Raw genomic sequence first — 15,904 nt, 5'->3', positions numbered from 1 at the left:
TTCGCAAACTCGTCCGCCCTCACCGCTTGACTAAAACCAGACAAAAAAACCCGCCATCCCCATTCAAGGGATGGCGGGTTTTGTCGTTTCAGCCCTGCGGCATCACACGGTATCGACCTTCAGCGAGTGGTCACTGAGCATGCCAGTGATGATCGTCGCCGTGTCGTGTCCGCCCGCTACCACACCACCCGCGCCCGGCGTTACACCGTACTGGCTGGCGAGGTTGACGCCGGCCAGATCGATGGTCTGGTTCGGCGTGGCGCCGGCCATGGCGCCGACGTCGATGCTGGTGACCAGCGACGCGCCGCTGCCGGTGACTTTGAAGTGCAGGTAGTCATCCAGCGAAGCGGCCGTACCGTTCTCCCCTTGTAGCAGTTGTGACAGGTCGAGCTGATCGGTGCCTGGGGTGAAGTCGGTGATCAGGTCATGGCCGCTGTTGCCCGCCAGCCATTTGAACGTGTCGGCGCCAGCGCCACCGGTCAAGGTGTTGTTGCCGAGGCCGCCGATCAGGAAATCATCGCCGCCGCCACCGTTGAGCACGTCGTTGCCCAGACCACCGTTGATCACGTTGCTGTTGTTGTTACCGCGCAAGGTGTCGTTGAAGTTGGAACCGGTGAGGTTCTCGATACCCAGCAGCGTATCGGTGCCGGCGCCGAAGGTGTTTTGCGCAGTCAGCAGGCTCAGATCGACCGTGACCCCGGCGGTGGCATGGCCATAACTGGCGGTGTCGCTGCCAGCGCCGCCATCGAGCAGGTCATTGCCCAGACCGCTGTAGAGCAAATCGTTGCCAGCGCCACCGTGCAGCTCGTTGTTGCCGTTGCCGGCGGTGAGCACGTCGTTGCCATCGCCGGCGTTGATGATGTTGTTGCCGGTGCCGGCCACCAACACGTCATCGCCCGCCGTACCGGTGAGGGTATGGCCATCCTGATAGCTGATGGTCACGTTAGCCGTGTCGCTGCCGCCATGGTTATCGTTGGCGGTGTAAGTGCCGTGGAAGTCCGGCGTCAGATCATGCGCGCCGGCGTAGTTGATCTTCATCGACAACTGATAGTTTTCGGCGGCCGTGGTGCTGCTGCCGCTGGTGTTGGTGATGTTGGTCACGTGAATCCGGTAGGTGCCATCGGACGTCGCGTTGATGGTGCCGCCATCGGCAATCGCGACGAACGCGCCACCGTTGAGCGAGTACTCCATGGCGACATGACCGGCGGCCAGGTTGTGATCGAGATTGAGGGTTTCGCCCTCTTTCAGTTTCACGGTGATCATGTCTTCGTCGTTGGCGTTAGCCGTGGTGACCGCGCCCAGATAGCCGCTGACCAGTAGCACGGCGGTCATCGTTGCGGAGTTGGCCGCGAACAGATTGCGCACATCGGCCAGTGCCTGATTCGCCGCAACGTTGCCGGTGCCGGTAAAACTGACCGCGCCAATCCCGGTGAAGTCGGCACCCTTGGCCACCCAACCGGTGTTGAACGTGGTCGGTGTCGCGGTTTTCGGATCGCCATTGGCGTCGGTGTCGTTGGCCAGCAGCAGTTCGCCCGGGACCACGATGTTGTTCGACAGCACGTTGGTGATGACGTTGTCATCGGCCGCAACTGGCGCCGCGTTCGGGATCACTTTGATGGTCAGCGACGAACTGGCCAGGTCGCCGTCATTGTCGCTGACGGTGAAACCGATGTTCTCGGTGATCACCACCGCCGTGGTTTTCTGCGAGATGTAGTTGTATTCGCCGGTGTCGAGGTTCACCACCAGCGTGCCGCTGTTGTTGGTGGCGATGCTCAGGGTGTTGTCGACGGTGTTGAACGTGCCTTTGTTGGCGCCGCCGCTGAAGTTCAGCGAGCCCTGATTGCCGTTGGCTTTCGGGTCATAGGTGTAGGTGGTGCCATCGACGACGATGGATTTGATGAAACCGCCATCCGCGCCGAACGTGCCGCCATCCAGCAAGGTGCCGGTGACTGGCGCGCCCTGCACGGTGCCCGACAGCACCGAGTTGAGCTGGTTGAGATCGGTCACCACCACCGCGTTGGTGTCGGTGTGGGTGCTGCCGTCGTACGCCAGCGGATTGAGGTTGGCACTGCTGACGCCACTGCCCAGGCCAATCGCGTAGTTCTTGATGCCGTTGGCGTCGAGGAAAGCCTTCCACGCCGCTTCATCGGCGCTGCCGGTTTCCTGGCCGCTGGTAGGTTTGCCGTCGGAGAAGAAGTAGCCGACGTTCTGCGCACCGGTCAGTTGCCCGGAGGTGTTGAACGCCAGTTTCGCCGCCGCCACTGCCGCGTCGTAGTTGGTGCCGCCGCCCGCCGTCAGCGTCGCAATGATCGACTTCGCCGTGGCGACATCGACCCAGATCGGGGTCTTGTCGGCGGCGCTGCTGCTGAAGGTGACGATCTGCACGCGCACATCACCTAGGTCGTCGTACTTGTCGAGCAGTGCACTGATCGCCTGTTTGGCCAGCGCCATGCGCGACAGGCCCGGCACACCGGAAGCGTCCGCCATACTGCCGGACACGTCGATCACCAGCAGCAGGTTGGAATCGATTTCCACCGCGGTCACCGAACGCTCAGACGCCACAGCTCTTGGCACGTCATCGACGATGTTGACGACGATGGTGCTGGTGGTGCTGTTGCCGAGCGCGTCGGTGGCTTTGTAAGTGAAACTTTCGCTCAGGGTATCCGCGCCATTGTTGGCGCTCGGCGAAGTTTTCGGCGCCGAAGTCAGCGTGTAGGTGTAGCTGCCGTCCGCGTTGAGCAGCATCTGCCCGTAAGTGCCCGTGGCGCTGCCGACCAGGCTGTAAGTCAACGCGCCGCTGCCGCCAGTGACGGCGCCGACCAGCGTGCCGGTGGCGGTTTCGCCGGTGTTGCCCGGATCGCTGCCGATGACGGTGCCGGGCGCCAGGTCGAGGCCGTCTTTGCTCAGGTCGAGGGCTTTTTCGAAGACCGTTACGTCCTGATCGACCGCCGCTTTGAGGCCGCTGTCGGTGACATTGATTTTGATCGTGGTGGTGCTTTCATCGCCGTCGGCATCGCGCACGGTGTAGACGAACGTGTCGGTTGCACCGGCCACGCCCACCGAGTTGGGATTGGCGTGATACACCGCGTTGCCCGCCGCATCCAGCGTCAGGTAACCGTAGGTGCCATTGATGTTGGTGCCCAGCCCGCCCACCGCCGAGGTGCCGGTGTTGCTGCCAGCGCGCACGCCGATCACCGCGCCGCCCGCTGCCGCGCCATCGGCACCGAGCACGTCGTTGCCGAGCACGCTGAGGTTGACGGTCGCACCTTCGATCGCGGTGCCAGTGTCGGCAGCAGCGGTCGGCAGGTCATCGACGATGTTGACGTTGATCTGCCCCGACGCGGTGCTGCCATCTGTGTCGGTCGCCACCACGGTGAAGTTTTCCGTGAGGCTGTTGGCGCCATTCGCAGTCGAATGGTTTTCGTTATCGAGCAGGGTGTAGCTGTAGCTGATCACGCCGGTGGTTGCGTTGTAGCTGTTGATGGTGAACGTGCTGCCGAGCGGCGAGGCGATCGACTGCGGCAAGCCTGTCGCCACGCCACCGACGACCACGTTGATCCCGCCGACGCTCAGGGTTTGCAGACCGTCGAGGGCGGTGACGGTGAACGTACCGTTCTGGGTCAGCGCTGACGGATTGGGGCTGGTGCGTTCGCTGAGGTTTTTCTCGTAGACGGTCAGCTCTCCGCCCGTGACGTCGAGGCCATTGAGCGTCACCGGATCGTTGTTGTTGTGGATGTTCAGCACCAGGTTGGCGGTACTGGTATCGCCGTCGGCATCGGTCAGGGTGTAGGCAAAAGTTTCGGTGCCATTGCCGCCGCCGTGCAGGTTTTTGAAGTCGGCGTCATTGCTGTCCAGCGTGTAGGTGTAAGTGCCGTTGGCGTTCAGCACCAAAGTGCCGTAAGTCCCGGTGAAAGTGCCTGGGGTCACAGGTCCTGCATTCGGACCGGTTGCAACGCGGTCGGCTCCTTGAATGTCGTTGGTCAGCACGTTGCCATTGAGGGTCAACAGGCTTTCCGAAGCGGTGGCGACGTTGCTGTCATTCACGGCTTTCGGCACGTCATCGACGATGTTGACGACGATGGTGCTGCTGGTGATGTTGCCCAGCGAATCGGTGGCCTGATAAGTGAAGCTTTCGGTCAACGTGTTCGCGCCATCGTTGGCGTGCGGCGTGGTGCTGGCCGGCGATGTCAGGGTGTAGGTGTACGTGCCGTTCGGGTTGAGCTGGATCTGCCCATAGTTGCCATTGGCGGTGCCAACCAGGCTGTAAGTGATCGCGCCGATAGCGCCAGTGACCGAGCCGACCAACGTGCCGCTGGCGGTTTCGCCGCTGCTGGTCGGATCGCTGCCGACCACGGTGCCGGCCGCCAAGTCCTGGCCATCCTTCGTCAGGTCGAGGGCTTTTTCGTAGACCGTGACGTCGCTGTCGCTGACCGCTTTGATGCAGCTGTTCGACACGTCGATGGTGATGGTCGTGGTGCTTTCATCGCCATCGGCATCGCGCACGGTGTAGGTGAACACATCGGTGGCGCCCGGGCCGTTCACCGCGTTCGGGTTGCTGTGATAAACCGCGTTGCCGTTGGCGTCCAGCGTCAGGTAACCGTAGGTGCCGTTGATGTTGGTGCCCAAGCCGCCGATGGCCGAGGTCGAGGTGTCGCCGCCAACACGAACGCCCACTACCGCGCCGCTGAGCGCCGGGCCGTCGGCGCCGCCAATGTCGTTATCCAGCACATTGCCGGAGATGGTTGCGCCCTCCGCCACTGTTGCGCTGTCCGGATGTGCGGCCGGCAGATCGTCGACGATATTGACGTTAATCTGGTCGGTCGCCGTGCTGCCGTCGGTGTCGGTCGCCACCACGGTGAAGTTTTCCGTGATGCTGTTGGCGCCGTTGGCGTTTGGATGGGTTTCGTTATCCACCAGCGTGTAGCTGTAGCTGACCACGCCGGTAATTTCGTTGTAACCGGTGACGGTCAACGTGCTCCCGAGCGGTGTGACGATCGATTGCGGGAAACCGGCGACCACGCCGCCGCTGACAATGTTGAGCCCGCCCACGGTCAAGGTTTGCAAACCGTCGAGCGCGGTGACGGTGAAACTGCCACTTTGGGTCAGCGCCGAAGTGTTGGGGCTGGTGCCGTCGCTGAGGTTTTTCTCGTAAACAGTCAGCTCGCCGCCCGCGACGTCGAGGCCGTTGAGGGTCACTGGGTCATCGTTGTTGTGGATGTTCAGCACCAGATTGGCGGTGCTGGTATCGCCGTCGGCATCGGTCAGCGTGTAGGCGAACGTTTCCGTGCCGTTGCCGCCGCCGTGCAGGTTTTTGAAATCGGCGTCGCTGGTGTTGAGGGTGTAGGTGTACGTGCCGTTGGCGTTGAGGACTAGGGTGCCGTAAGTACCGGTGAAGGTGCCTGGAGTGACAGGCCCGGCATTCGGCCCGGTAGCTACGCGGTCGGCGCCTTGCACGTCGTTGGTGAGGACGTTGCCGTTGAGCGTCAGCAAGCTTTCCGAGGCGGTGCTGGCGTTGCTGTCATTGGCGGCCTGCGGCAGGTCGTCAATGATGTTGACGTCGAGCGTTGCATTGGCGGTGGTGCCGTTATCGTCGACTACCGTGACTGCGAATTGCTCAGGCAGGTTGTTCGCGCCGTCGGCATTCGCGTGGGTTTCGTTGGCGTTCAGGGTGTAGCTGTAGCTGACGACGCCGGTAGCTGGGTCGAAGCCAGTGATGGTCAGGGTGTTGCCCAAACCGGTGGCGATTGATTGCGGGAATCCCGCAGACACGCCGCCGCTGACAACAGCGATTCCGCCGACAGTTAACGTCTGCACGCCGTCCAGCGCAGTGATGGTGAAGGTACCGTTTTGGGTCAGCGCGTTGGAGTCCGGTGCGCTGCCGAGTTCGAGGTTTTTCTCGAATACGGTGAGTTCGCCACCAGCGACATTCAGGCCGTCAATTGTCACTGGATCGTCGTTGTTGTGGATCTGCAGCACCAGCGTTGCGGTGCTGGTATCGCCATCGGCATCGGTCAGCGTGTAGGTGAAGTTTTCCGTGCCATCGCCGCCACCGGTCAGCGCTTTGAAATCGGCGTCGGTGGTATTCAACGTGTAGGTGTAAGTGCCGTTGGCGTTCAACACCAACGTGCCGTAAGTACCGGCGAATGTGCCTGGGGTGATCGGGCCAGTGGCGACGCGATCCGCGCCTTGCACGTCGTTGGTCAGCACGTTGCCGTTGAGCGTCAGCAAAGTTTCCGAAGCGGTATCAGCGTTCGTGTCGTTGACGGCTTGCGGCACATCGTCGATGACGTTGACGTCCAGCGAACCGGTTGCCGTGGTGCCGTTATCGTCGACCACGGTGACAGCAAATTGCTCAGGCAGGTTGTTGGCGCCGTCGGCATTCGCATGTGCTTCGTTGGCGTTCAGGGTGTAGCTGTAGCTGACGACGCCGGTAGCTGGGTCGAACCCAGTGATGGTCAGGGTGTTGCCCAAACCGGTGGCGATTGATTGCGGGAATCCCGCAGACACGCCGCCGCTGACGACAGCGATTCCGCCGACAGTTAACGTTTGCACGCCGTCCAGCGCGGTGATGGTGAAGGTGCCGTTTTGCGTCAGTGCGGTGGAGTCCGGTGCGCTGCCGAGTTCGAGGTTTTTCTCGAAAACGGTGAGTTCGCCGCCAGCGACATTCAGGCCGTCAATCGTCACTGGATCGTCGTTGTTGTGGATCTGCAACACCAGCGTTGCGGTGCTGGTATCGCCGTCGGCATCGGTCAGCGTGTAGGTGAAGTTTTCCGTGCCGTCGCCACCACCGGTCAGCGCTTTGAAGTCGGCGTCGGTGGTGTTCAGGGTGTAGGTGTACGTGCCGTTGGCGTTCAACACCAACGTGCCGTAAGTACCGGCGAATGTGCCTGGGGTGATCGGGCCAATAGCAACGCGATCCGCGCCTTGCACGTCGTTGGTCAGCACGTTGCCGTTGAGCGTCAGCAGGGTTTCGGATGCGATATCAGCGTTCGTGTCATTGACGGCTTGCGGTACATCGTCGATGACGTTGACGTCCAGCGAACCGGTTGCCGTGGTGCCATTGTCATCGACAACGGTGACTGCAAATTGCTCAGGCAGGTTGTTGGCGCCGTCGGCATTTGGGTGGGCTTCGTTGGCGTTGAGGGTGTAGCTGTAGCTGACGACGCCGGTGGTTGCGTCGAACCCGGTGATGGTCAGCGTGTTGCCCAAACCGGTGGCGATTGACTGCGGGAATCCGGCGGACACGCCGCCGCTGACCACGCTGATGCCGCCGACGGTCAACGTCTGCACGCCGTCCAGCGCGGTGATGGTGAAGGTGCCGTTTTGGGTGAGTTGAGCGCTGTCCGGTGCGCTGCCGAGTTCGAGGTTTTTTTCGAAAACGGTGAGTTCGCCGCCAGCGACATTCAGGCCGTCAATCGTCACTGGATCGTCGTTGTTGTGGATCTGCAAAACCAAAGTTGCGGTGCTGGTATCGCCGTCGGCATCGGTCAGCGTGTAGGTGAAGTTTTCCGTGCCGTCGCCGCCACCGGTCAGCGCTTTGAAATCGGCGTCGGTGGTATTCAACGTGTAGGTGTATGTGCCGTTTGCGTTCAACACCAACGTGCCGTAAGTCCCGGCGAATGTGCCTGGAGTGATCGGGCCAGTGGCGACGCGATCGGCACCTTGCACATCGTTGGTCAGCACGTTGCCATTCAGCGTCAGCAAGGTTTCGGACGCGATATCAGCGTTGCTGTCGTTGACTGCTTGCGGCACATCGTCGATGACATTGACGTCCAGCGAACCGGTTGCCGTGGTGCCGTTATCGTCGACTACGGTGACGGCGAATTGCTCAGGCAGATTGTTCGCGCCGTCGGCATTCGCGTGTGCTTCGTTGGCGTTGAGGGTGTAGCTGTAACTGACGACGCCGGTAGCTGGGTCGAAGCCAGTGATGGTCAGGGTGTTGCCCAAACCTGTGGCGATTGATTGCGGGAATCCGGCAGACACGCCACCGCTGACTACGCTGATGCCGCCGATCGTCAACGTCTGCACGCCGTCCAGCGCGGTGATGGTGAAGGTGCCGTTTTGCGTCAGTGCTGCGGAGTCGGGTGCGCTGCCGAGTTCGAGGTTTTTCTCGAATACGGTGAGTTCACCGCCAACGACATTCAGGCCGTCAATCGTCACTGGATCGTCGTTGTTGTGGATCTGCAGCACCAGCGTTGCGGTGCTGGTATCGCCATCGGCATCGGTCAACGTGTAGGTGAAGTTTTCCGTGGCGTCGCCACCACCGGTCAGCGCTTTGAAGTCGGCGTCGGTGGTGTTGAGCGTGTAGGTGTAAGTGCCGTTTGAGTTCAACACCAACGTGCCGTAAGTCCCGGCGAATGTGCCTGGAGTGATCGGGCCAGTGGCGACGCGATCGGCACCTTGCACGTCGTTGGTCAGCACGTTGCCGTTCAGCGTCAGCAGGGTTTCCGAAGCGATATCAGCGTTCGTGTCGTTGACGGCTTGCGGCACATCGTCGATGACGTTGACGTCCAGCGAACCGGTGGCTGTGGTGCCGTTGTCGTCGACCACGGTGACCGCAAATTGCTCAGGCAAACCATTCGCACCATTGGCGTCCGGATGCGCTTCGTTGCCATTCAACGTGTAGCTGTAACTGACCACACCGGTCGTCGCATCGAACCCGGTAATCGTCAGCGTGTTGCCCAGGCCGGTCGAAATCGATTGCGGAAAACCTGCCGCCACGCCACCGCTGACAACGCTGATGCCGCCGATCGTCAACGTCTGCACGCCGTCCAGCGCGGTGATGGTGAACGTACCGTTTTGCGTCAGTGCTGCCGCATCCGGTGCACTGCCTTCGCTGAGGTTTTTCTCGAAGATGGTCAGCTCGCCGCCGCCAATGTTCAGGCCGTCGATGCTCACGGGATCGTCGTTGTTGTGGATCTGCAGCACCAGGTTGGCGGTGCTGCTGTCGCCGTCCGCATCGGTGAGGGTGTAGGCGAACGTTTCGGTGCCGTTGCCGCCACCGGTCAGCGCTTTGAAATCGGCGTCGCTGGTGTTCAGCGTGTAGGTGTACGTGCCGTTGGCATTCAGCACCAACGTGCCGTAAGTCCCGGTGAACGTGCCGGGGGTGACCGGGCCGCTGTTCGGCCCGACAGGCACGCGATCGGCGCCCTGCACGTCGTTGGTCAGCACGTTGCCAGTGAGCGTCAACAGCGTCTCGGAAGCGACGCCGTTGTTGTCGTCGACGGCGAGCGGCACATCGTCGGTGATGTTGACGTCCAGCGAACCGGTGGCGGTGTCGCCATTGGTGTCGACGGCGACCACGGTAAATTGTTCGCTGAGGTTATTGGCGCCATCGCCGGCCGAATGGGTTTCGTTGCCGGTGAGGGTGTAGCTGTAGCTGACGACGCCGGTCGCCGGGTTGTAACCGGTGATGGTCAGGGTGTTGCCGAGTTGCGTGGTGATCGATTGCGGGAAGCCCGCCGCCACACCGCCGCTGATCACGTTGATGCCGCCGATGCTCAGGCTCTGCACGCCATCGGCCGCGTTCACCGTGAAGGTGCCGCTCTGCGTCAGGGCCGCCGAATTGGCCGCCGAGCCGTCGGGCAGATTGGCTTCGTTGAGGTTCAACTCGCCGCCGGCATTGTCGAGACCGCCGAGGGTGACGATGTTGTTCACGGGCGGCACGACCACTACAGGCGCGTCGTCAGCCTGATCGATGTCGGGGTTGCGCCGCTCTTCCGGAAACTCCGGAATGCCACCGAAGCCTTCGGTCGGGAAACCGATGCTCGGATCAACCCGGCCACCGACTTCTTCCAGCAACACAAAACTGTGCCCGCCGCCCGCCGCACCACCCGGTGTGGTCGTGCCTTCCGGACCGGCCGCTGTGGCTTCGCCGACCTTGGTCGGGTCTTCGCCGGCGGCGATGGCTTGTTGCAGTTGCTCGACATCCGTCAGTTGACCCTGACTTGGCGTCACCGCATCGGCAGTTTCGACATGCGGCGCCTGATGCGCGAGCAGTTGTGCGGTCAGTTGCAGGCTGCTGCCACGCCCGAGCGTCAGTTCCTGGCCATTTTGCAGATGCACAGCCACCCTGCCTTCAGCCCCGGTGACTAATTGATCGCCGGCGAACAGTCTGTCGCCCTCGATCAATGCACGCCGGGTACCGTCGCTCGCGACCGCAAACACCTGACCAATAACCTTACTGACGATTCCGATGAGCGTAGCCATGTGCAAATCTCCTGCGCTGCCAACCGCTGTCGGCACCTGGTGGTGTGAAAAACGTGCTGACGGCGAAGCGGTCCACCCGACGGATCGTCAATCAAAAAGCGTTTACCGAGGTAAATCGCGTTTCCGACAACGTTCTCCTCAGGCGTTTCGCTCGCGGGCCAACTAGTCCTGTCTGGAATAAAAACCCTGTGCAATCAATGGCATTGGGTCTTACCAGCGGAAAAATCTCCCGGCGAACGATGCGTAACGGTTTTGAATCACTCGAGTGACAAAAAAATGCCGCTCGAAAACCGTCCCACTTCCCTCCCCTCCAACACTTCTCCACTCTTTTTCGCTAAGTGGATGGAACTTTCCTTAAAACCCCTGCAAGCTCTGTAAGGCTAGTAATTCAAGGGCTTTCGGTTTGAACAATGTGCCGGATTTTTTAGAGCGCATAAGTTTTTTTTGGAATAAGCATTAGAAGAAAATCTTCTTAGGTTTTCGCTAGAATGTTCTTAGCTCTGTTGTTACAAGAGTGAAACGGTTTTACTAAAAATAACGTCAAACATTTGACGACAGTTAAGCACCATCAGGAAACAAGGGAGAAGTACCCATGCGCCTCTTTACCCCCCTCTGCAGCGCGATTTTGCTGGCCATGGCCTGCACTTCCCAGGCTCAGGCCATGTCATTGACCGATGCGATCCAAAGCACCATCGCAACTCACCCCGAGCTTGCTTCGCGTGTGGACGCGCGCCTTTCGGCCGATGAACAAGTGAAAGTCGCCAAAGGGGGCTTCTATCCGTCGGTGGATTTGAACGCCGCTTACGGGCGCGGCTACAGCGATAACACCAACACTCGGGCGTTCGGCAACCACAACACCGAAATCCTCACGTACACCCAGTCGGAGCTGCGTCTGCGGCAGATGCTGTTCGATGGTTTCAACACCTCCAATGAAGTCGAGCGCACCAAAGGTGTGTCCAACTCCCGTGCCTATTACGCCCAGGGCACCGCTCAGGATCTGGCCTTGCGCACCATCGAGGTTTACCTCGAAGTGCTCAAACGCCGCGAACTGGTGACGCTGGCGACCAACAACTTGCAGGCGCACATGCGCGTCAACGACCAGATCGGCCTGCGCACCCAGCGCGGCGTCGGCAGCAACGCCGACTCCGATCAGTCGTCCGCCCGTCGCGCATTGGCGCAGAACAACCTCGACACCGCTGAAGTGGATCTGGCCGACGCCGAGTCGAACTTCTTCAACGTCGTCGGGCGCATGCCGGATGAGCTCGAAGCCCCGGCATCGACCCGTGGCGAGTTGCCGAACACCCTGCCGGAAGCCCAGCAGAGCATGGTCGAAAACAACCCGTACCTGAAATCCGCGCAGGCTGACGTACAGTCGGCCGAGAGCCAGTACGAAGTGGCCAAGTCGCCGTTCTACCCGCGCTTCGACGCTGAAGCGGCAGTCGGCGCGAACAACAACGTGCAGGGCGACGAAGGTCACGACAACGAGTGGCGTGTCGGCGTGGTGATGAACTACAACCTGTTCCGTGGCGGCAGCGACAAGGCGCGTCTGGCGTCCGATGCGCACCAGATCAATCAGGCCATGGACATCCGCAACAACGCCCTGCGCCAGCTCAACGAAAACATTCACCTGGCGTGGAACGCCATGGTCAATGCGAAGAAACAAACCCCGACCGCTCGCGAATACGCCGAGACCACTCGACGCGTACGTGCGGCGTATCAGGACCAGTTCGGCCTCGGCCAGCGCACCCTGCTCGACTTGCTCGACAGTGAAAACGAGCTCTACAACGCCAACCGTCGCTACACCGAAGTGCGCTACACCGAGGAATACTCGATGTACCGCGTGCTCTCGAACATGGGCCTGTTGCTGAGCAAACAACGCGTGGTGTTGCCTGCCGACGCGATCGCCTCCAGCGAAGTGAAGAACGAAGCGCGTTTGCCAGAACTGAGATAACCCCAGCAGTTGCTCTCGCAGGCTGCAGTTTTTGTTCCGGGGCTAAATCCCGGTGACAAAACCTCGCAGCCTTCGGCAGCTCCGTGCGCGAGGCGATGTGTAGATGTCTTTGCCAACAACGGGAGCGCTCGATTTGACCAGCATGGAACCCGGCAACACGGGTGTTGACCCGCGCCTGAGCTTCGATGACCCGCTTCTGGACGGTCTGCTGATTCTCTGCAAATTGCATGGCGCGGCGGTCAGTCGCGCCAGCCTGAGTGCCGGGCTGCCGCTGCACAAGCAACGCCTGAGCCTCGACCTGCTGCCGCGCGCAGCCGCTCGGGCCGGTTTGCAGGCGCGTTTGCTGCGCCGTGATCTGGCGGATATTTCTGCGCTCAACTTGCCGGTGCTGTTGCTGCTCAACAATGGTCGCACCGCCGTGCTGCGGCGCTTTGGTGATGATGGGCAACTGTTGATTCTGCCCAGCGAAGCCGAGGGCGGCGAACAATGGGTCAGCCTCGAAGAGCTGACCCCCAATTACAGCGGCCAGGCGTTATTCGCCCGGCCGCGCCATGAACTCGAAGACCTGCGCTCCCCACTGGTGCCGCGGGTCGAGGCGTGGTTTCGCGACACGCTGAAACTGTCGAAATGGCTGTACAGCGACGCGATTCTTGCGAGTTTCCTGATCAACCTGCTGGGGCTGATGGTCCCGCTGTTCGTCATGCAGACTTACGACCGCGTGGTGCCGAACCAGGCGACTTCAACCCTATGGGTGTTGGCGATCGGTCTGTTGATCGGCACCGGATTTGAACTGGTGCTGCGCGTGGTCCGCGCGCATCTGCTGGACACCGCCGGCAAGAAAACCGACGTGATTCTTTCGGCGACGCTGTTCGAACGCATCACCGGCATGTCGATGAAGTCGCGGCCGGCGACCATCGGCGGTTTTGCCCAGAGCATTCATGACTTCCAGGGCCTGCGCGAGTTTCTGACTGCGGTCACCCTGACCAGCCTGATCGACCTGCCGTTTGCCGTGCTGATGCTGGTCGTCATCGGGTTGCTCGGCGGCTGGCTGGTGGTGATTCCGCTGCTGGCGTTTCCGATCACGATCATTTTCGCGATGATCATCCAGGTGCGTCTGCGCGACACCGTGCAGAAGAGTTTGAGCCTCGGCGCCGAACGCCAGGCATTGCTGATCGAAACCCTCGGCGGCCTGGAAACGCTCAAGGCGTGCAGCGCTGAAAGCGAACGCCAGCACAAATGGGAAAGCACCCACGGCGCCCTCACCCGCCTCGACAGCCACGCGCGCAATCTCTCGGCGCTGGCGACCAACGGCACGCTGTTCATCCAGCAATTCTCCGGCATGGCGACCATCGTCGCCGGGGTCTACAGCATCATCGCCGGCAACCTCAGCGTCGGCGCGCTGGTCGCGACGTACATGCTCGGCAGCCGCGTGCTCGCGCCGCTGGGGCAGATCGCCGGTTTGATCACCCGTTACCAGCAAGCGCAACTGACCATGAAAAGCACCGACGCGCTGATGTCGCTGCCGCAGGAACGCGACGCCAAGAAACGGCCGCTGGAGCGCACGCAGCTGCAAGGCGCGATGGACATCAACGGCGTGACATTCCACTACAACGGCCAGAATGCCCCGGCGCTGGCCAACATCAGTTTCAGCGTCAAACCCGGCGAACGGATCGGCATCATCGGCCGTAGCGGTTCGGGCAAAAGCACTCTGGCGCGGCTGGTCATGGGTTTCTACACACCTGAGGACGGCCAACTGCTGCTCGATGGTCTCGACCTGCGGCAACTCGACGTCGCTGACCTGCGCCAACAGATCGGTTATGTCGCCCACGACTTGCCGCTGCTGGCCGGCAGCCTGCGCGACAACCTGACCCTCGGCGCGCGATACATCAGCGATTCACGCATGCTCGAAGTCGCCGAGTTGACCGGTGTCACCGAGCTTGCCCGGCAACACCCGCAAGGCTTCGACCGCCCGGTCGGTGAGCGCGGCCAGTTGCTGTCCGGCGGTCAGCGCCAAGCGGTATTGCTGGCGCGCGCATTGTTGCTCGACCCGCCGATCATGCTGCTCGACGAACCAACCAGCGCCATGGATAACAGCAGCGAAGACGTTCTGCGGCAAAAACTGCACACCTGGGTCGAGGGCAAAACCCTGCTGCTGGTCACGCATCGCACGTCGATGCTGAGCCTGGTGGATCGGCTGGTGGTGCTGGACAACGGGCGGATCGTCGCCGACGGTCCGAAAGAAGCGGTCATCGATGCATTGCGCAAGGGCCGTGTCGGCTCTGCGGCGGTCTAGGAGCTACCCATGGCGCGTTCATCGTCCGACACTTCGCACAACACACCCAAGGATCGTGGCTATTTCGGCAGCTTCAGCAAAAGTGCGGAAAGCGAATACATGCCGGAAACCGCCGGCGCGGCGCTGCAGGATTCGCCGCGCCTGTCGCGGATCACCGTGTGGCTGGCCGCCGGGTTGCTGATTTCCGGACTGGTCTGGGCCAAATTCGCCGTGCTCGAAGAAGTCACCATGGGCGAAGGCAAGGCGATTCCGTCGAGCAAAATTCAGGTCATCCAGAACCTCGAGGGCGGCATCGTCACCGAAATCTTTGTTCGCGAAGGGCAAATGGTCAACAAGGGCGACACCCTGCTGCGCCTCGATGACACGCGGTTTCTGTCGAACAAGGGTGAGAGCGAGGCGGATCGTTATGCGTTGACCGCGCAAGTCGAGCGGCTGTCGGCCGAGGCTGAAGGACGGCCGTTCAAGCTGTCGCCGGAGGTAATCGCCAAGGCACCGCAAGTCGCTGAAGACGAGCGTTCGTTGTATGAACAACGCCAACGCCGACTGGCCAGTGAGCAGCGCACGCTGACAGAACAACTTCGGCAAAAAACTCAGGAACTGGCGGAATTCCGCTCGAAACAGGGGCAATTCAGTTCGAGTCTGGCGTTGCTCAATCAAGAGATGAACATGTCGGCGCCGCTGGTGGGCACGGGCGCGGTTTCGCCAGTGGAAATCCTCCGGTTGAAACGCAGCGCGGTGGAAATTCGCGGCTCGCTGAATGCGACGACGCTGGCAATCCCTCGGGCGGAATCGGCGATCAACGAGATCAAAAGCAAGATCGACGAATCGGAGCAATCTTTCCGCTCGGACGCGGCCAAGGAGCTGAATGAGAAACGCACCGACCTGTCGAAAATCACCGCGTCGAGCATCGCCATCGAGGACCGCGTGACCCGCACCACGGTGGTGTCGCCGGTGCACGGGATCATCAAGGTGTTGAAGGTCAACACCATTGGCGGCGTGGTGCAGCCGGGCAGCGACATGGTGGAAATCGTGCCGCTGGAAGACAACTTGCTGATCGAAGCCAAGGTCCGCCCGCAGGACGTGGCGTTCCTGCACCCTGGTCAGAAAGCCATGGTCAAGTTCAGTGCCTACGACTACACGATTTATGGCGGATTGAGCGCGAAGCTTGAGCTGATTGGCGCCGACACGATCACCGATGACAAGGGCAACAGCTTCTATCTGATCCAGGTGCGCACCGACAAAAACCATTTGGGCGGCGACGCCAAACCGCTGCTGATCATTCCGGGCATGGTGGCGACGGTGGACATTATTACCGGCGAGAAAAGCGTGCTGGATTACCTGCTCAAACCGGTGCTGAAAGCGCGGACCGAGGCGATGCGCGAGCGCTAACGCCGATCGTTCCCACCTGTGGCGAGGGGGCTTGCCCCCGTTGGGCCGCGAAGCGGCCCCAA

General features: G+C 61.2%; 4 protein-coding genes. 3 read left to right on the top strand and 1 reads right to left on the bottom strand.

The window, feature by feature from the left end; translation table 11 throughout:
• Window positions 1-102: 102 nt before the first annotated feature.
• Complete coding sequence (locus tag FBY12_RS27730) at window positions 103-10,209, bottom strand: retention module-containing protein (protein WP_145252898.1); 10,107 nt, start codon at window positions 10,207-10,209, stop codon at window positions 103-105.
• A gap of 592 nt (window positions 10,210-10,801) precedes the next feature.
• Between FBY12_RS27730 and FBY12_RS11130 the strand changes: the two genes are divergently transcribed.
• The 3 genes from FBY12_RS11130 (at window position 10,802) to FBY12_RS11120 (ending at window position 15,842) form a co-directional block, all read left to right on the top strand.
• The gene (locus FBY12_RS11130) at window positions 10,802-12,160 is read left to right on the top strand and encodes a TolC family outer membrane protein (protein WP_092271584.1); all 1,359 of its coding nucleotides are present in this window, start codon (window positions 10,802-10,804) and stop codon (window positions 12,158-12,160) included.
• Window positions 12,161-12,293: 133 nt separating this feature from the next.
• Window positions 12,294-14,453: a type I secretion system permease/ATPase gene (locus FBY12_RS11125; protein ID WP_145252897.1), complete on the top strand. Its 2,160-nt coding sequence runs from the start codon at window positions 12,294-12,296 to the stop codon at window positions 14,451-14,453.
• A 9-nt stretch (window positions 14,454-14,462) separates the two neighbouring features.
• Window positions 14,463-15,842: an HlyD family type I secretion periplasmic adaptor subunit gene (locus FBY12_RS11120; RefSeq protein WP_092271589.1), complete on the top strand. Its 1,380-nt coding sequence runs from the start codon at window positions 14,463-14,465 to the stop codon at window positions 15,840-15,842.
• Window positions 15,843-15,904 lie beyond the last annotated feature (62 nt).

The organism is Pseudomonas sp. SJZ131 (assembly GCF_007828705.1).
Taxonomy (GTDB): domain Bacteria; phylum Pseudomonadota; class Gammaproteobacteria; order Pseudomonadales; family Pseudomonadaceae; genus Aquipseudomonas; species Aquipseudomonas prosekii.
The sequence above is the reverse complement of the archived record's forward strand: the minus strand, read 5'-3'. Positions and strand labels throughout refer to the sequence as shown.

Coding starts and splice junctions, on each gene's coding strand:
- FBY12_RS11120 (WP_092271589.1), top strand. CDS start 14,463: ATGGCGCGTTCATCGTCCGACACTTCGCACAACACACCCAAGGATCGT.
- FBY12_RS11130 (WP_092271584.1), top strand. CDS start 10,802: ATGCGCCTCTTTACCCCCCTCTGCAGCGCGATTTTGCTGGCCATGGCC.
- FBY12_RS27730 (WP_145252898.1), bottom strand. CDS start 10,209: ATGGCTACGCTCATCGGAATCGTCAGTAAGGTTATTGGTCAGGTGTTT.